Origin of the sequence: Sinobacterium caligoides (genome assembly GCF_003752585.1) — a bacterium.
GTDB lineage: Bacteria > Pseudomonadota > Gammaproteobacteria > Pseudomonadales > Sinobacteriaceae > Sinobacterium > Sinobacterium caligoides.
The window spans coordinates 75348-93666 of the sequence record NZ_RKHR01000003.1; the positions used below are offsets into that span (position 1 = coordinate 75348).

12 protein-coding genes are annotated in these 18319 nt (G+C 45.5%); 8 read left to right on the forward strand and 4 right to left on the reverse strand.

From position 1 onward, the window contains the following. Positions 1-298: 298 nt before the first annotated feature. The 5 genes from EDC56_RS00560 (at position 299) to EDC56_RS00580 (ending at position 7504) form a co-directional block, all read left to right on the forward strand. Positions 299-1357: an AraC family transcriptional regulator gene (locus EDC56_RS00560; RefSeq protein ID WP_148059265.1), complete on the forward strand. Its 1059-nt coding sequence runs from the start codon at positions 299-301 to the stop codon at positions 1355-1357. Positions 1358-1501: 144 nt separating this feature from the next. Then, positions 1502-3760: a TonB-dependent receptor gene (locus EDC56_RS00565; RefSeq protein ID WP_123710599.1), complete on the forward strand. Its 2259-nt coding sequence runs from the start codon at positions 1502-1504 to the stop codon at positions 3758-3760. Between the two features lie 176 nt (positions 3761-3936). Then, on the forward strand, positions 3937-5505 hold the full coding sequence (locus tag EDC56_RS00570) for a flavin monoamine oxidase family protein (RefSeq protein ID WP_123710600.1): 1569 nt from the start codon (positions 3937-3939) through the stop codon (positions 5503-5505). Positions 5506-5847: 342 nt separating this feature from the next. Next, positions 5848-6417 carry a CBS domain-containing protein gene (locus EDC56_RS00575; protein WP_123710601.1) on the forward strand — a complete coding sequence of 190 codons (570 nt, stop codon included), beginning with the start codon at positions 5848-5850 and terminating at the stop codon, positions 6415-6417. Between the two features lie 304 nt (positions 6418-6721). Then, complete coding sequence (locus EDC56_RS00580; RefSeq protein WP_123710602.1) at positions 6722-7504, forward strand: thioredoxin domain-containing protein; 783 nt, start codon at positions 6722-6724, stop codon at positions 7502-7504. Between the two features lie 93 nt (positions 7505-7597). Here EDC56_RS00580 and EDC56_RS00585 read toward each other — a convergent pair whose 3' ends face one another. Further along, a complete protein-coding gene (locus tag EDC56_RS00585; RefSeq protein ID WP_123710603.1) occupies positions 7598-9586 on the reverse strand; it encodes a BCCT family transporter in 1989 nt (662 codons plus the stop codon). A 416-nt stretch (positions 9587-10002) separates the two neighbouring features. Between EDC56_RS00585 and EDC56_RS00590 the strand changes: the two genes are divergently transcribed. Next, the gene (locus EDC56_RS00590) at positions 10003-11544 is read left to right on the forward strand and encodes a hypothetical protein (RefSeq protein WP_123710604.1); all 1542 of its coding nucleotides are present in this window, start codon (positions 10003-10005) and stop codon (positions 11542-11544) included. Between the two features lie 851 nt (positions 11545-12395). Beyond that, the gene (locus EDC56_RS00595; protein WP_123710605.1) at positions 12396-13010 is read left to right on the forward strand and encodes a VPLPA-CTERM sorting domain-containing protein; all 615 of its coding nucleotides are present in this window, start codon (positions 12396-12398) and stop codon (positions 13008-13010) included. A gap of 684 nt (positions 13011-13694) precedes the next feature. On the opposite strand, the gene EDC56_RS00600 is transcribed toward EDC56_RS00595, so the two are convergent. The 3 genes from EDC56_RS00600 to EDC56_RS00610 form a co-directional block, all read right to left on the reverse strand. Next, the gene (locus EDC56_RS00600; RefSeq protein WP_123710606.1) at positions 13695-14135 is read right to left on the reverse strand and encodes a hypothetical protein; all 441 of its coding nucleotides are present in this window, start codon (positions 14133-14135) and stop codon (positions 13695-13697) included. Between the two features lie 15 nt (positions 14136-14150). After that, entirely contained in the window at positions 14151-15731 is a 1581-nt protein-coding gene (locus EDC56_RS00605) for a hypothetical protein (protein WP_123710607.1), read from the reverse strand. 433 nt (positions 15732-16164) lie between these two features. After that, entirely contained in the window at positions 16165-17025 is an 861-nt protein-coding gene (locus EDC56_RS00610) for a sulfotransferase domain-containing protein (protein WP_123710608.1), read from the reverse strand. Between the two features lie 495 nt (positions 17026-17520). On the opposite strand from EDC56_RS00610, the gene EDC56_RS00615 reads away from it, so the two are divergent. Beyond that, complete coding sequence (locus tag EDC56_RS00615; RefSeq protein ID WP_148059266.1) at positions 17521-18228, forward strand: hypothetical protein; 708 nt, start codon at positions 17521-17523, stop codon at positions 18226-18228. The last annotated feature ends 91 nt before the right edge of the window (positions 18229-18319 follow it).

The following is an 18319-nucleotide window of genomic DNA, read 5'->3' on the forward strand; positions in this document are numbered from 1 at the left end:
TTGATGAACTTGCTAATGAAAAGACGCTTTTTAATAGCCAAAAACCTAAATACTGGCCGCAATCAGCATCAAAAAAGTCAAAAAACACAAATAACCCATTGATATATTAAGATTAAATTTAATGCTAAGTTTACTATAGCAAATAGAATAAAAGACAACCAGCATATAACTTAAAACACAACCACTGGCGCCATTATGGAAACGTTGTTTTTCTACGGTGTGGCTTAAATTTCATTTGAATGCTCAAGCTCTAGGCATAAACTGACAGGCAAATAAAAAAATAATAACGAGGTCAGTTTTGCCAAAGCCTATGCCTAGCCGATACGCCCTCTCTCTGCTAAAAATGCTTCAGAGTGAAGAGGATCGCCAGCAGGTCCTATTACAAGTCGGCGTGAGCCTAAGTGAACTACAGTCGTGCGAATTTTCTAGCTGCAAAACCTACTGCGAGCTTTTCATCGCTATAGTTCACAAGTTACAGCACCAATTACACGGTGAGGATGCCAACGAGTTATCACGCCTAAGTAACTACCGCCTTATCTTAATGTCTATGGTGGAAGCAAAGACTCTGGGCGACGCCATAATCAGGCTCACCGGCTTTTTTCGTCGCCTCGGCGCAGATGGTAGTCAGTGTCGGCTGATAACCAATGGTGATACCGCAACGCTTCGCTTCGATTACGCCCGCCCGATAAGCGATGAGCAGCATCTATGGTCTGCTGAAATGTTCTCGATGGATCGACTAAACTGGTTACCTGGTACTTTAGGTATCATTATCAACTTATGGATATGGCACCGTTTCTGCAGCTGGCTTATTGGTGATTACCTTCCCCCTACCAAAGTCTCCGTTCAAACACCTTGCAGCGGCAGTAAAGCCGCCGGATATCAAGCACTATTTAATAATGCAATTAGCTTTGCTGAAGAAGGCTGCAGTATCAGTTTTGATGCGCGGTTCTTGCAAAGAAGCATTGTGCAGAACGAAAAGTCGACCGCGCAACTACTCAGCACCTTCCCTTATGAGTTAATCATCGTCGACCAAAAGTATGCGTCAATAGAGCAGCGAATACGCAGCATGATTGGCAATGACTTTAGTCGTCCGATGCCTGCAGCAGAAACTATCGCCGAGCGCCTTAGCATCGGTGTAGCAACGCTGCATCGTCGATTACAGAAACAGGGCACTAGTTATCAGACCATCAAAGATCAATGTCGCTTCCAGGCAGCACAGGACTTCCTTCACGATGGCGAAACACCAATAAAAATCATTGCACAACAACTCAACTACTCAGATGTGAGTACTTTTCATCGCGCCTTCAAAAAGTGGTCAGGGCTTAGTCCGGCACAGTTTAGAGGAACATTAAACTAATCGATCACGATCTTTTTGAACGATAGAATTTGCCAACAACACACGAGAGTTACCGCTATATGAGAATCTAGCTCCATCCCATAACCTAGTTACGTCATAACAATAATAGATCACTCATAGTGAGTGAACCTAGGGAGCATCACCATGCAATCCAACACTTTCCCTCGTCGTAGTCTCCTTACTTCGGCCATCAAACTCGTCATTGCCGCTAGTCTTGCCAACAGTACCAGCGCCTATGCTGAGCCCCTCGCCCTCGAGGAGGTCGTGGTCACTGCACAGAAGCGTGCAGAATCCCTACACGATACCCCTATTTCTATTTCAGCCTTCACCGAGTCGGATCTTGAGAATTACGACATAAAGGAAGTGCAGGATATCTCTAACACCACGCCCAATGTGCGCTTTAGTAAGTCTGGTGGTGGCAGTGGTGGCAACGTACTACTTAACATTCGTGGTATCGCAGAAACTGATCCCGCTATTACCCGCGACCTCACCGTAGGAATGTACCTGGATGGCGTCTTCATCGGCCGCTCTGCCGGTGCTGCCTTCGATATCGTTGACCTCGAGCGTGTCGAAGTGCTTCGTGGCCCTCAGGGCACGCTTTATGGCAAAAATACCATTGGCGGCGCCGTCAATTTCATCACTGCAAAGCCAACGGGCGAACTTGGCCTAAAACAAACCTTCAGCGCTGGCAACTACGGCCTACTTGGCTCTCGCACTAGCATCAACCTTCCCGCGCTTGGCGAAACGGGTGAAGGGCTCGGTAAGCTCAGTGCTAAACTCGCTTATAATTACACCCAGCGAGATGGCTACTATGATGCACTCCTAGGCTCCTCCGTCGATGAGTTTGATAATCTCGACTCTCAGGGGGGCCGTATCGCGCTACTATGGGAGCTGACTGATGACACACGGGTAAACTGGAGCAGCGACTACACAGACAAAAAGAACATCGGCCAACCACTCGTGTTCGATACTGATCGCGATGGAGACGTGAAGCGGCCTGACGAGGTTATGGGCTTCTATACCGACGAGAGCTCTCTTAAATCTCAGGGCCATGCCCTCGAAATTAGTAGTGACTATGCAGACCTTGGTTTCCTCGGAGACGTGACCTTCAAGTCTATCAGCGCCTACCGCAAACAAGCTCAAAAAGAAGCTGGTGATTATTCACCTAACGGCATTTTCTATTCCAACTCGACAACAGATGTTAAACAGCTCAGTCAAGAGTTACAGGCTGTCGGTACCACACTAGATGATCGCTTAGACTATGCCATTGGACTCTATTACTTCAGCGAGCAAGGTGATGTATGGAACCCACAAACAATTCTAAACCCAGGTAAAAATCCGCCAGCAACGATGGGATGGGTATCGACAATAGGCCGTTACGGTATGGATAACACTTCCTACGCAGCCTATGGCCAGGCTACCTATACACCTGAGTTTCTCGAAGAGCGCATGAGCTTCACTCTCGGTTTGCGCTACACGCGTGATGAGAAAGACCAGTACCTTGGTTATGACAGAACATTCAATGACTTCCCACTACCATCACCTATGCCAAGAGCAGAGGCAGAGGATACCTTTACTAAAACAACACCGACAATCACCGTCGACTTTGCTTGGACTGACAGCTTAAGCACCTACGCTAAGATCGCTACCGGCTTCCGTAGCGGCGGCTTCAATACCCGCACAGCCACGGCCGAAGAATTTCAAACTGCCTTTAAACCTGAAGATATGACTTCTTACGAGCTCGGTATGAAATCAGAATGGTTTGAAAACCGGATGCGCCTGAACGCAGCTGTCTTCTATAACGATTACACCGATATGCAAGTCGTAGACAGCGAATTTAACCCCGGTCTCGGTATCATGGGCGGCATCATTACCAATGCAGGTAAAGCTTCAGTTTATGGTGGAGAAATAGAATTAACCGCCCTTATCTCTGAGGATCTTACCGTCAACGCTAACTACGGTTACACCGACATTGATTACAAAGAATATGTCAAAGGTGGAGTCGACATTGCAAATAATGCTGACATGAGCAGTACACCAAACAATACTTTCAGCCTAAGCGCAGACTACTTTATTGCCGATATCGGTATCGGCCAGTTACGCGCCTTCGCCGACTATAGCTGGCAAAGTGACAGCGACTTTAACACCGATGTATTCGACCCCAGCGTGGTTAACCCTACCGGAGGGATGAAGCAAAGCTCATACTCCATTGTTAACGGCCGTATCGTATTATCAGAAATCATAGGTATCAGCCAAGGCGACTTGCAAATTGCGGCCTGGGGTAAAAACCTGACCGATGAGGAGTACTACGTCCACGGCATCGACTTTGGTCAACAGCTAGGGCGCTCAGTGACCTTTGGTGATCCACGCAGCTACGGCGTCGACATAACCTACCGGTATTAATCTCCCCCTAGAAGCTATCATCTGCTAAGTTCATAGCCGGGTTTCCCGGCTTTTTTGTCTCTAACTACAGGAGACTTAGCAAATATGTTAGATCAAAAAACAAGCAGCAGACAATAATATCAAAAACACATGCGTCGCATTGTTTCAATATTACCAAAAATTCAATAAGATACATTATGGTGCAATCTCGTTACGGCGGCAAAGATACCGTCACGGCAAGTGAGCGCATCTTAGAAATGAAATTAAACAAAATAAAACAAATAGTTACGGCAAAGCTGGGTAAAAGCATGCTAGCCACACGTAACAATAACAACCTATCAGGATATATTATGATCCCTTCTTTATTGAAGAAGTTAGCTGCAGGCTTAATGTGCTTCATTTGCTTGTTGCAAATTCAAGGCGCTAGTGCCGACGAGCACAAGGCAATCGTCGTCGGTGCAGGCCTAGCAGGACTAACGGCTGCGTATGAGCTTGAACAGAAAGGCTACCAAGTCACGTTATTAGAGGCAAGAGACCGTGTAGGTGGGCGCATGGGCACACTCGACATGGGTGATAAGCATGGCGAGATTGGCGGAGAGCTACTCGATCACAAAAAGGTTCACTCAGAAATTTTTCGCTATGCAAAGAAGTTTGACGTAGCAATAGTTGACGCGGGTAATTGGGAGAATGTCGAGGAAGGTGCCTACTATCTCGATGGTAAGCTCGTGCCTTACGGAGACTTCAAAGCGGAATATTCACGAGCAGTAAAGCGTGAAATGGATCGTTTTTGGGAAGCTTTCGAAGACCTGGCTTTAAACGTGCCAGACTATAAGCGTCCAGATCTAGCGCCGAACGCTAAGAAACTTGACAATATCAGTGGTCAAGAGTGGATTGACAGCTTAGGTTTATCACCTCTCGCTAAAACCCTCGCTGAACACTCCATCCGCAGCGAGTATGACGAGCCTAGGGACGTCTCTCTGCTTTGGCTCTCACATCAATCTAAAGTCTACGAAAATGTCAGCGACAACAAAATAGAAGTTAAACGCTTCCTCGACGGTGGTCGCGCATTTGCAGAGGCTTATGTTGATCATATTGACGGCCCCGTATTACTCAACCACCCTGTGACAAAGATACGTCAAAATAAGAAGGGCGTGACAGTGACCGCTGCTGGCAAAAAGTTCAAAGCCGATGTCGCTGTTGTCACTGTTCCCTTACCGGTATTGAATAAGATTAAGTTTCAGCCTGAGCTACCAAAGAAAAAGCTAAGGGCTGCTGCTGAAATTAACTATGGTTCACACACCAAAGTGTTGATGAAATACAGCAAAAGATTCTGGATTGAGCAAGGTTTAGGCGGCGATACTCTCTCTGAACTACCAATTGGCTGGGTCTGGGAAAGCACAGAGCGTCAAGGTGGTGAAGGTGGCATTCTAGTCTCTTATACCTCAGGTGATTTTACTGACGATCAAATTAACTGGTCTGAAGACAAAATTATCGAAGATCGCCTAGAGCAGATGGAGAAGATGTACCCCGGCTCTCAACAATATTTCGAGTCTGCTTCAGTACATGCATGGCATCGCGACCCTTACACCATGGGTGGTTTTACTGCGTATGGCCCAGGACAAATGACTCGTCACTGGAACGCATTCCTAAAGCCAGCCGGCAAGATTTACTTTGCAGGTGAGCATACTGCCGTAGACTATATCGGCTACCTCGAAGGCGCTGTTCGCAGCGGCATGCGAGTTGCAGAGCAGATTGCAGAAAAGTAATCTGAATTAAGCACTAAAAAAAGCCCGGTTTATCCGGGCTTTTTACTATTTAAAATATCATTCATCTATCACAACCAACTTCACATACCGCAAATATCAAACAAGTTACAAGCGCATTCTAAAAGTCTTACTAAAATTTTAACTTGTGCAATTAATTAAATTTAATTACCAGATTATCGATTGACCCAGCGACTTTTTTTGACATACATTGATAGACGTAAACAGCGCAAAGTCACTGTATACAAAACACAAAAAGAGTATTCACTGAAAACATAAAAACACAGGTGGGCACGTACATTAAATTAGTAAAGTGATTTACTTATAGAATAAGGTGGAAGGATTATGAGAAATTTAGAATTATTTAGCACAGCTTCAATCGACCATTTGCTTTGGTCCTCCGGTGAGCAGGCCACCCTGCTCAGCTCCCCTGCCCTGTCAATCCTCACCGACTTCGACCATTCACAACCGATGGTTATTGATGTCGACACCTCGATACCGAACACTGTCGATATCATGGAAAAAACGCACACTTATATGCGTCTAGTGGTCGATAAGAACAATAACTTTATCGGTATCATCAGCAAGAAGGAGTTATTACATCGCCGACTAATTAAACGCGGCACACAGTTAGGTTGTAACTTCACTGAGCTGACCGTCCAAGACCTCATGGTACCAAGGGACAAACTCCTCGCGCTTGATTACCAGCAGATGAAAACGGCTGTAGTGAGCGACGTGGTACGAGTACTACAAGAAAAGGGGCTTCACCACATGCTGGTCATTGATCAAGATAAGCATCATATCCGTGGCCTCATTTCAGCGAACGATGTGGCCAGAAAGCTGAATATACGTATCGATATTCATCAGCCACCATCATTTCAACATATATTCAAAGTCTCCAGTCACATCGCTTAATAAGCAATGCTAGACGATAAGACGCCTGCTTTGTGCAGGCGAATTACAGTCAAAAGCCGCCTTCCAAATTATAAACCCCCTCCACTTTCAACTATAACAACGATAGCCAGCCTTCTGTTTAGGGCTGAAAGCTCAATAACGGGGCTAAATATAAGCTTGTGAATCAGTCGGTTAAAAGGAAAAAGAATAACCACTTTAATCTCATGCCTGTTGGTTTAACAAAAGATAATCTTAATCAATGACGGCACCAATAATATCCCGCCTATAATGCGCAACTTATACTTCAACAGATCAAGGCTAAAGAATGAAACTACCGATACTAATCGCCGCGGCAACAATGGCATTAGCTGGCTGCCAGAGCGATCAATCAACACTTGACCTTTCGAAGCTCAACGCGGAGCAAAAGCAAGAGATCGGCGAAATCGCAGGGCAATACCTCAGTGAGCACCCCGAATTTCTCGTACAAGCCTCTAAAAATCTGCGCGAGAAGGCAGAGCAGCAACAGAACAATGCAATGCTGAAAGCAGCTGAAGCGCAGCAACAGCAACTTACTCAAGACCCGAGCAGCCCTTTTGTTGGGCCTGCTGACGCGAAAGTTACTGTTGTCGAGTTCTTCGACTACCAATGCATTATGTGCGCCAGAGCAATGCCGAGCGTACAGAAACTCATCGATGAAAACCCCGATGTTAAGTTCGTCTTCAAAGAGAGCCCTATCTTCGCGCAACGTTGGGAAGCCTCTAAATACGCCGCCGAAGCTGGCCTATGGTTATACAAGAGCTATGGTAGCGAGGCCTATGTGAAGTACCATGACGGTGTGTTCGCTACAGGCAAAAACGAAGGCAAACTCAGCATTGACGATGTCAACAAACAAATTAAGGTCGCTGGTGGTGATATCAGCAAGTTCAAGCCTAGCAATCACTACATGGACAACCTAAAGTTATTCCAAGGCTTGGGACTAGGTGGCACACCGACACTGTTTTTCATGCCTAGCAAGAATGCTAAGGCCGATGACATTGTCGTCGTCCCAGGACTTGCCCCCGACCGCTTCGAAGCAGCCATCGAGCAGGTTAAGAAAAGCGTCGGTTAATGCTTACGTGAAAGCAACAACAAACAAGGGCGCTGTAGCGCCCTTGTTTGTTTTTAGCTAGCCAATAGTCACACTGACTGTAGTCACGCCCTATTAGCTTTCTGCTGAATTGCTCCCCAGGTACTCCGAGTTCAATAGGTGCAAGAAGTGTAAGTACTTCTCATATTGAGTGACAACATCGGCCAATATCTGCTCCTGAGTGAAGCCCATAACATCATAATGCTGACCACCGTGCTCTAGGAACACCTCAACACGATAATACTTTTCGTCATCATTGCTCTCGTGCGGCTCTATCGCATTTGCCTGACTACTAAAAGCACGCACCCGTAGGCCATAGACAAAGTCGTCATGATCATCATTGACAATGATAAAGCGTAGTCGACTCTCTAAATTAAGCAGCTTGGCGGATATCTCACGACTAGCAAAGCTCTCGCAAATCTTCATCAACGCCGGTTTCGCGACATTATCGAGGAAGCTCTGTGCCTCTTCTTGCGTCGGGCGAGAGATCAATACATCCATGTGATCCTCCCAGCTCACATTGGTCTCAGTAAATTGCACGCTCGTATTATGCTGCTGCACACTTTTAATCTTTAACCAATCCTCTTGCAGTGCCTTATAAAGCCCCAGACACATCAACAACATCACCAACAGGAAGGGCAAGGCGCTAGCGATCGCCGCCGTTTGCAGAGCTTGCAAGCCACCTGCCAGCAACAAGACCGCAGCAACAACACCCTGCAACAGCGCCCAAAAAACACGCTGCCAAACCGGTGCATTAAGATCGCCACCAGAGGTCAGGTTATCGATAACCAGCGAACCCGAGTCCGATGAGGTAATGAAGAAGGTGGCAATCAAACACAGCGCAATAGTCGAAAGTAATGTTGATAGCGGCATGTGCTCGAAGAAGACGAATAAGGCGACCGAGACATCTGTACCGACGGCGTCGGAAAGATAGCTAGCGCCGTGGTTCATGATGGCATCGATAGCCGTGTTGCCAAATACAGTCATCCATAAGAAGGTAAACGCTGAAGGCACGAACAACACACCGACCAAGAATTCACGTATGGTTCTGCCGCGCGAGATACGCGCAATAAAGGTACCAACGAAGGGTGACCAAGAAATCCACCAGCCCCAATACAGCAGAGTCCAGCCCCCCAACCAATCATCTTTATGCTCATAGGCATAGAGGTTGAATGTCTTACTCACGATCTCGCTGAAGTAAGCGCCGGTGTTCTGCACAAAAGATTGTAGCAGCACAACGGTAGGCCCAAACACTAAGACAAAGAGCATCAGTAACGTGGCCAAGCCGAGGTTCAACTCACTCAAACGCTTAACCCCCTTGTCCAAGCCAGAGAACACCGACAACGTCGCGATCAGTGATATCACTATAATTAACACCACTTGGACACTGGCCGCCACAGGGATATCGAGGAGATAATTGAGACCGGCATTTAACTGAAGTACGCCAAAGCCTAGTGAGGTGGCGACACCAAACATCGTGCCTAGTACTGCAAAGGTATCCACTGCATGGCCGATCGGGCCATAGATACGCTCACCAATCAGTGGGTATAACGCACTGCGTGGCAGTAGTGGCAGCTTATGGCGATAAGAAAAGTAAGCAAGACTAAGTGCCACGACAGCATAGATAGCCCAAGCATGAATCCCCCAATGGAAGAAGGTAATCTTCATTGCCGCCTTGGCCGCTTCGATCGTCATCGGGTCGGCATCCGGCGGTGTCATGTAATGCATCACCGGCTCGGCCACACCAAAAAACATCAAACCGATACCCATACCCGCCGAAAACAGCATCGCGATCCAGCTTTTATAGCTGTAATCAGGCTCCGCATGATCAGGGCCAAGCTTGATACTACCAAACCGGCTAAACATGACAAATATGATAAATATCAGGAAAATAGCAACACCCAAGATGTACAGCCAACCGGCCTGAATCTCGAACCATGATTGCGCTGACTTAAAAAATAGGTGGGTCTCATTCGGCCAAACGGCAGCGACAAAGACCATAAGAACAATAAGAAAAACAGATGGGAAGAAAACTGATGGATTAATACTGGATTTAATCGGCATAAAACTCTCAGAAAGTGCTCCGTATAAGATTAGCGTAGTATGTTTTCATACCTAGGTCTCACCACTGAACGGATTGATCTTCCGTTTCCTACTACAGACATAAGGCTGTATGGGCGATAAAGTACGAGAGCTAAAAACAAGATGATTATAATTTCGATCAAATTTTACACTATTACTTAACATCTTGCTATACGGAAAGACGGTGACAGCGCAATGTTATGCGCTATTTAGCGGCATATTCATTCCTGATCGAGACGAATCGCGTAAATTATAGCGTAGGATAACTGAGCTATCCCCCCGGAGTCAGCACCAATAATAGTAACCCTAATTGGCTTGAAGCCTGTGCGTCTATTATTCCAGCAGGCAATCGTTATATCATATTCAAATAATCTAACAGTTTTACCATTGGAGACGCTATGAGCGACGGGCTATGGAAAGTCATTACAGAGGGCACCCCCGCCGAAGGGTATAGCCAGGAACAGGCAATTGCAGGCCTTATTACCTTGCTCAAGCTTTCACCTGCCAACGCTCAGCGACTATTACAGGGCCGTGAGGTCGTCGTTAAAAAAGACATCAGTAAGGCGACGGCTAGCGTTTATCAACAGAAACTCTATAGCGCCGGTGTCAACGTGCGCATACAGCGTCACGACGCCTTGGACAGCCCCGTTAACAGCACTGCAGCTGAGCGCAATAAAGACAAGCCAAAAAAGCTGACCTTAAGCCATAGCGATGACCACTCTACTGAAGACTACAACAACAAATTCTGCCCGAAGTGCTCAAAGCCGAGAGCAAACGGTAACGAGTGCCCGCACTGCGGTATTTTTTACACCAAATACATTGAGGGCCAAGCCAAACAAAACGACATCGCCGAGCAAGCATTAAGGCAAGAAGAACAAAACAGGCGACCAAAGGTAGAGCATCCCCCCCTACCCTGGTTTCGTATAGGTACAGGCATCGCGATTGTGGCTGCGATACTCCTCTCTAGGCTCTCTTATTTCAATCCCCCGGACTTCAGCCTGATCGGACAATCAGCAAAAGCTCAAGCAGCTGCTTGGGCTATGCATAACAACATCGAGAGCCATCATAGAGAAGCAGATACGGTTAAAGAGCATCTCGCTGATAAAGATTTTATCGGCCTCGAACAGATCATTGCCGATATTGAACAAACAGTCCAAGTAGATATCACTAAAGAGTGGTCATATTATGCAATCTATAACAACATCATAAATTCGATAGAGTCAGAGACCCTATTAGATGAATGGGTTGCGGCTACGGGATCTAGTTACGCTTATGCTGCACGCGGAATTTGGTATACCTCTAAAGGCGCCGATGTACGCGGGACCTGTTTTGCTCGATGCGTCACAGAAGCACAGTTTGTAGAGCACGCTCGATTAACCAAAATAGGCTTGAAAGACCTACGACTGTCACTCGATCAGAACGCAAAACTATTACCTGTCTACCTGTACTTAATTACGGCTAGTAGTGCTAGAGGTGTCAGAATCGATCTTAAATCGACCCTTGACCAATCCATTGAGCAATACCCTGCCAACTATTATATTCGTGATTATTACCTCGATAAGCTCAAGCCCCGCTGGGGCGGCAGCCACGCCAAAATGGAACGTTTCGCAGAGGAACAGCAAGAGTACTTTGAATACAACCCAAGGCTTTACACCCTGCTCGGAGAGTCTTATGCCGATCAAGCATGGTATGCAAAGTCAAACGATGCCTGCCCTACTGCCATCAAGCTGCTGCGTAAAGCCATTGGCTACGGCATCACTTCACACTGGGCAGATAGCATGGCTTGGTGCCTTGCCGAGACAGGACAAACACTGGAAGCCCTTGACTTCGCCAAACTCGCATTGAACATTAGCGAATCAGAAAAGCGCCAAGATATGGTAACGATGTTAGAACAACGAGCTCAAATACCTGTGCTTCAACAGCTTCTTAGTTATTTATGATGCCAACAACTAGAACCACCTGAACAAAAAGAGCAACAATATAAGTAAGGATTAAACAAATAAACGTTTACATACACACTACATTCACCCGCACGACTCTCTACACCTGTTTTACTGAGTTTTTTCTGCACTGCGACTCGACATAAAAGTCGAGCGCAGTCATTTGGCAGACATTAAAAAAAAATTCGAAGTTCTATGAGGCGGAAATAGTACCGAGCTTAGTCTAATCGGCGGCATTCAGTGTCAAAATTGGGGGCCAGGTGTAAAATATTCACGCTTTGATAGCGAGGCGAAAGGCATATCGACCTACCTTGTCGCCACCACCTACCCATTTGACTAAAATATGACTAACGCCGATATAAAGCCAAAGCCTAGTGTGTGTGTAATTAAAAGCGACATTAGTACTAAGACCATATTTTCTTTTCAAGTTAAGCAATAACGTTATTTATGGAACGCATAGCATCAATACCCTAAAACTAGCCTAACAACGAATAGCAGCGATAGTGCCCCCACATCAAAGTGTGAGTTTTCATCATAACTCAAAGTAAGCACCGCCGTCAGAAAGGCACATGCAATTCGAGAAAAACTCCTCAAAATAGAACGACAGACAATCGTAAGCCGATAATTACAAAGAGAATGACACGAAACAAGGTATAAACTGCAAGCGGAAGTTTATATAAAGTCATTAAATAAGAATGCGCAACTTGATTAAATTAACAGTAGATTTGTCGCTTAATTACTACGTGAACTTATTCGCAGAAAACGATTTAAAAAAAATGATTGCTGAAGCAATTAACACAAGTTAGAATCTCGCCGCGTAAGGACACACAAACAAAAAATGGAATACGAAAATGAACTTTAAGACAATCGCATTGACGGCGGCAACACTCGCACTATCAGTTAATACACACGGTGCAATCGTTACTTTTACAGATACTGACCTTGCCTCTGGCAATCCGCTCAGCGTTGATGGGGTCACACTCACAACAAGTAATACAGGTGGGAGCATAGCTTTCATCGGCAGTGGAATATATACCGGGCTTCACCTTGGCGGCAGTAATACGGGAGGAAGCTACTCCTTAAGCTTTTCTGAATCGATAAGCTCTATAGAAATTGAGTTCGATGCATTAAGTGGCGCTGAAGTTACAATTACTCCCGTTGAAACACTATTTAATTTTTCAACAGAAAATGGCGCTGCCAACATTGCTTATACCAATCAATTTGGCACCACATTCGATGGCAGCACTATTACGACAACAGAGCCTGATGGCCAAGGAATTATTGATTTCTCTGATATTGGCTTATTCAATACTTTTTCATTTGACCACGACCAAGGAACTCAAGCTGGATTTGTTATTGAACGCATTGTTATCGAAACTAATGAGGTGCCTATTCCCGCAGCAGCATGGTTATTTGGAACAAGCCTTGTAGGCCTCGTTGGAATAGCTCGTCGTAGAAAAGCTTAATTATATTCGAAAGAAATAATAGTGACCGCTGACAAGGTCACTATTGTCTTTCCTTTACGTGCAATAAATAAATTCCCCCCCCATTGATCAGTTCCTTACTACTCCCAACGACTAGCGTGAGATGTAAGCCTAAAATCACACAATAGGCAGCTATTTGATGGTCGCTTCCTTTATTAGCTCAAGCTAGCAACGAGGAAAACCTAGCGAGAACCTAGCGATATCATGAGTTTCATCCATGCTCTACATACACTCCGTGCTGCCCGCCTCGCCGCAAAGCAAAAGAATCAAAGGAAGGATTAAACCCAGCCTATACAGCACCGGGTGCTGAGGGTGGGTGTCCTATTGGGCTCATGGAAGTTTATCTAATGCTGAATTTACCGAGTTAACTAACCTTCTTGCGGATTTAGACAGTATTTCACCACTAAAACTCAACTATTCAGCGTTTTTTGGAAAAAGTTAGTTGTATAACCCATGATTAAATGAGCTTCTTTTAGATTAATGCCATGAGGGTTTGAATCAACACAATTTCTAACCAATGTGTTGTAATAAGCACCTTCTTCAGCCAACTCATCATACTTTGATTCAATCTGCTACTTCATCTAGATAGGAAGACGGTATCCCTTGCCTATTAACCTCAAAATCGAATCGATCAGGATTTCTTAGTTTAGTGTCTGGAGCTACGGGCTAAGCCAGATTATTCCAAATACGTTCAATTTCCACCCTGCCGATATAAGGCTCTAAAAATTCTTTGCCCTTTTTCTTCGTTCGGCTGTTTATTTCCGTCGGCCTCCAATAATCACCCACAGAATCATCAATTAGAATTCCACCCTGAAATTTTTCAACAAGACTAGCAATTAGTTTTAAGCAAGCAAGCCAACTATTAGAAGACCGACCAACGTCAATGCCTAAAACCGTCTTGAACTCTAATTTAGGCTCCACTCCAACAACTTCCACTCTGACATCTTCATCTTCATCCACAAATGGATATAAACAAAGATAAAGATTCGAGCCCTCAACACCATCAAAGAAGAGCTTCTCGATATCACTCCCCTTAACTCCAAAGTTGAAAAGCTCACTACTTACATAATCAATGTCTGACGTTAAAAATACAGCTATGGATTCCATCGTTCCCCTCTATTTCTATTGGTGAAGATCCCTAATAATTTCATCCAATTCATCAAAAGATGCCGCTACATCATGAAGCCCACTGTCCAGTAGATGCTGACGTTGCGCGGAGGTCATTCGCTTATGCGATTTAGAAAATTGTATGACAGGTTTTTGATTCGGGTTCAAGGTTTCACTCAGCAACCTCTCCCTCTGAATACGAGCCTTCCTACCTTTTTTCAGGCCAACAGAAACTTCAATTATAGTATTAGGCAGCTCAACATCAATCTCGCCATCCGCCCCATTAGGTCCGAATTTTTTATTGAAATTTTGGAGCTGATCTTTGTATCTACGAGCAACTTGACCTTCAAGAATATCTCCAGGATTACTTGATTGGAGCGACTTACGCACGTTTTGGAGCATTTCTAAACGCGCTACCCTATCAACAGTGTCTGGAACAACATCTACCTCATGCATCATACTGTTATTATCAGCATTTTCAACCGGAGGCCCTCGCCTGTTGCTTGTAGCCGGTTCGATCCAGCGCGCTGAGCTCCCGGCCGCCTCAGATTCGAAGTCTGCAAGCGAAGATGGCTGAGCATCGGCATCACTACCCACCTCGTGCTGGCTTTTCTTTTTCTTGCCACCACCGGTATAGCTCAACAACAAGTCACCGAGCTTGTTGAACTTCGGAGTCTGGAGCGATTTTCTCGCCGTATTGACCACTGCGCCAGCCCCCCCGATCGCTAGCAGCAAGAGGGTCAAAATCAATTCAAACACCGCTGCACCGGCCATCGTGGTATATTCTATGGCGTGCTGAGCATCGGCGTAGCCTTTGGCGAAACGCGTCAGATCGCCACGTAGCTCCGCATCCTCGTAGATCATTTCCGCTGCGGCCATCGCTTGCTGCAAATGCTGAAGAGTCAGCTTATTTGGGTCAAACCCTAAGACATCGACGAGCTCGCGCCACTCTGATGCCGCCAAGCTTTCCTTGCTAGCGGTGATAAAGTCATCACTGTTTGCTCCCGCCTGTATCGCACGGAAGGCATGCTGTGCTCGCACCACTGGGTTCATCAGGTCGCTAACATCCTTGAGCCAGACCGCTAAGCCCCATGCAGGCTGCCCTAGCCCAGTCATCGCCGCACCGGTATAGATTAAGGCCTTATTAATTGTCCCCTCTCGCCCCATCTGCGCCGCGAGCATCTTAGCGTGTTGCCGCTCATCCATCAGGATCTCGCTACAGGCATTGGCAATCTCTAGGCGTAACTGTGAGCGTGGTGGCGTTGTACTCGATCCATTGCTGCGAACTAAGATCAACTCACTGTTGACCATCGCGTCACCTAGCGCGATCTTGGGACAAACAGGTAATAAATCAACACGACCACGATAACCAGAGGAAGGTGTGCGTGCCTCAAGACAGCGATACAAATAGCCTTTGGCGTAACCTCGATAGAAATGATTGACCGCTTTATAAAGCTCAAGCGGGTCAAAACGCTCTAACTCAGCTCGACCTATAATCGGACACTGCGCTAAGTTATCTTTCGATGGCCATTGACGACCGCCACCCAAGAGGATGTCAAAATCATTACCATCTTTATCCTTGATTATAATAGACATATCCGTGTCGTTATATTCGCTAGCGAGACTAACAGTTTATGGCATTCTTACTCCGTACGCGAGCCCTTTAACAAACCCTACACTAACGAAAACAAACAGGAGTAAAAGCATCCACACTGGGGGGAATACAAATGAAGACTAAGCGACAATACATCGCCCTCTATTTCTCTTGGATTAATAGAGGCTTTAGATATTTCATAGAAACATCGATCAGAGTTAATCACTCATTGAGTACGTTATTATTGACTTGAATTGATGCGAAGAAGTAGTCGATGTGTCGAAATTTATGACACTTACCGTAATATTAATTAGGTTTTTGGCTTATAAAGCGTAGGAAATATGTTTATCGCTTTTCTTCCTGACCAACGCCCCTAGAACCGGAATAATAGACGCAGGCCAGGTACTACATGCACTTAGTTAGATAAGGTATTAATCAACAACTAGCAAGCAATGCCTCGTAGTCATCATACCCTAAAGGCTTTATATATTCCGCCCAACGAGCGTCAAAAGCACGTTTAACTGCCTCTCCAAAAGCTTCACCTTTACCGCTCTTACCTTGATGAATTTTCCCAGAAGTTGCCTGGTCAGGTTGCTGACCGTAAACAAGCTGCATTGTACGTTCATCAAACTTACCGGCATGCTGCTTCATAAACTCAAACGAACTATTTTTAATGGCAGTATTAATTGAGGCTTCATCGTCAACGCCAATGAATCGAGCTACCCTATTCACCGCACCGCTGAAATCTTTACAGTTGTTTTCGTAGGCCATAAACAGAACATTCTCCTCCTCTCTTCGTTTGATCCAGCTGGCTAAATGATGCCAATAGTGCTCGAGATGCGGATCGTCAAACATATACTCGAGCGCAAACTCTTCCATGGAGATACTGCCTTGCTGAAAAAACCACCCCTCCATATATTGATGGTATGACATCGCCACATCGTAAGGGTCTCTGGTGGTGAAGATATATCGCCCACCCTCGGGCAAGCGTTCTGCATGAAAGTGAGTCTTAAAAGCATGTGGCCTTGCCACTTGTGGCTGGTATAAGTCCGGGACCATCTGATCGCCGCCCTCAAGATACGGCACGATGGTGGAGATGTCGTCAAACGACATGTCACCGTTTGAGCGTAAACTATGTACTATTTGCTGCATCCAAGTGGTACCACTCTTAGGGTACGTGGCAATAAACACATCACTGCTATCTGGCTGATATTGTTCTGCTCTATCGCCGGCACCTTCTGGCAAGTAGCTATCCAAAGCGGCAATAAAGCCCTCTATATTATTCGGCTGCTCCATAACACTTCCTTGTCTGATCTTCGTTTCATCTAATCCCGCCTCAGCGTAACGGCTTATGGCTAGCGAGAAAACATGCAAGAACCGAAAATAACACGCTCATCACCCCATGATGCGTCTTAGTAATCGACAAGTTGAACAAATGCGTATATCAGAACGGCATTGCATTGTATCGAGAAAACAGACTGGTCGGTATTAGTGCAGAATAAAAGCTAATGCCTTATATGCTGGCAAATAAATTTAAACATTATTAGAAACAAGCGATATCTCACTAATATTTCTCATGATGAATTACGAAAAAAGAAGTATTCAACCCTCTATTCCAAACACAAAACAAAGTCGGCATTTAATTTGCTAAAGGTTAATAACCTTATTATCACGTTAACCGAGAAATAGAATGTAATAACCAATAAAAGTTCCAAGTAGCACACTGACGCCAAGGCTGAAGATGACTTATCTGCAGCCATCAATATAATTTTAGAGAGAGTGTATAATATTATGTCTATTATTTTTTGTTCAGGGGATAGCGTAGGCGGCCCTTCAAGACTCCAAATAAACAATGTTATGGGGTTATCAAGGAGAAGAGCGACTGGAATAGCAGGCAAAGTTGCAATGCGCCAATATCTATACCAGGTTCAGTGTTGGGCTGACAGTAACTCACCTACAGCAAAAAGGCTGCTCAATATAGCCCATGATAGTGACGAGAATATATATCTAGTAGGAATGAAACATGGTGGATACACATGCTTTGATGATGGGGAAGGCACCCCTGCCTATGGTGGAGGGACAGTCGGCCAACATGGAGGAAGCATCATTTATATTAATGTTGATATTGTCGCTCAAGTGAACCCAGGCGGCGCCACCACACACGCAGGATTCCAAAATATGCATCCGTACATTGCTTTCTTCCATGAGCTAGGGCATGCAATACAAAAAATAGAACAACCAGAGCTATGGGTTAATGGAGGTCGTGGGCTCGCGGCAGCCTTTTTAGGTGATATCAATAATGCCGCTCGTTCTTTCGCTCAAAGAGCACATGGACGAACCTTTGGGCAAGCAAGAGCCGAGTACAGCGCAACAGGTCATACTAGACAGCCATGGAGCGTTAGAATTGAGTATGACAATGTTTATCGCCATGAAAGGCCTATTTGCCAAGAAGCAGGTATGCCAATGCGGGATTTATATGGTGATATTCGAGAAGTATAAAGTAGTAGATTATTTATAAAGAAGGTATCTTAAACAACATTATACACCACGCCATCTCATCATGATTATAAAAATGCTTGCCAGTTTAGGT

What these genes read in the sequence shown, in the direction of transcription:
- EDC56_RS00565 (WP_123710599.1), top strand. Translation starts at nt 1,502, where the DNA reads ATGCAATCCAACACTTTCCCTCGTCGTAGTCTCCTTACTTCGGCCATC.
- EDC56_RS00570 (WP_123710600.1), top strand. Translation starts at nt 3,937, where the DNA reads ATGGTGCAATCTCGTTACGGCGGCAAAGATACCGTCACGGCAAGTGAG.
- EDC56_RS00575 (WP_123710601.1), top strand. Translation starts at nt 5,848, where the DNA reads ATGAGAAATTTAGAATTATTTAGCACAGCTTCAATCGACCATTTGCTT.
- EDC56_RS00580 (WP_123710602.1), top strand. Translation starts at nt 6,722, where the DNA reads ATGAAACTACCGATACTAATCGCCGCGGCAACAATGGCATTAGCTGGC.
- EDC56_RS00585 (WP_123710603.1), bottom strand. Translation starts at nt 9,586, where the DNA reads ATGCCGATTAAATCCAGTATTAATCCATCAGTTTTCTTCCCATCTGTT.
- EDC56_RS00590 (WP_123710604.1), top strand. Translation starts at nt 10,003, where the DNA reads ATGAGCGACGGGCTATGGAAAGTCATTACAGAGGGCACCCCCGCCGAA.
- EDC56_RS00595 (WP_123710605.1), top strand. Translation starts at nt 12,396, where the DNA reads ATGAACTTTAAGACAATCGCATTGACGGCGGCAACACTCGCACTATCA.
- EDC56_RS00600 (WP_123710606.1), bottom strand. Translation starts at nt 14,135, where the DNA reads ATGGAATCCATAGCTGTATTTTTAACGTCAGACATTGATTATGTAAGT.
- EDC56_RS00605 (WP_123710607.1), bottom strand. Translation starts at nt 15,731, where the DNA reads ATGTCTATTATAATCAAGGATAAAGATGGTAATGATTTTGACATCCTC.
- EDC56_RS00610 (WP_123710608.1), bottom strand. Translation starts at nt 17,025, where the DNA reads ATGGAGCAGCCGAATAATATAGAGGGCTTTATTGCCGCTTTGGATAGC.
- EDC56_RS00615 (WP_148059266.1), top strand. Translation starts at nt 17,521, where the DNA reads ATGTCTATTATTTTTTGTTCAGGGGATAGCGTAGGCGGCCCTTCAAGA.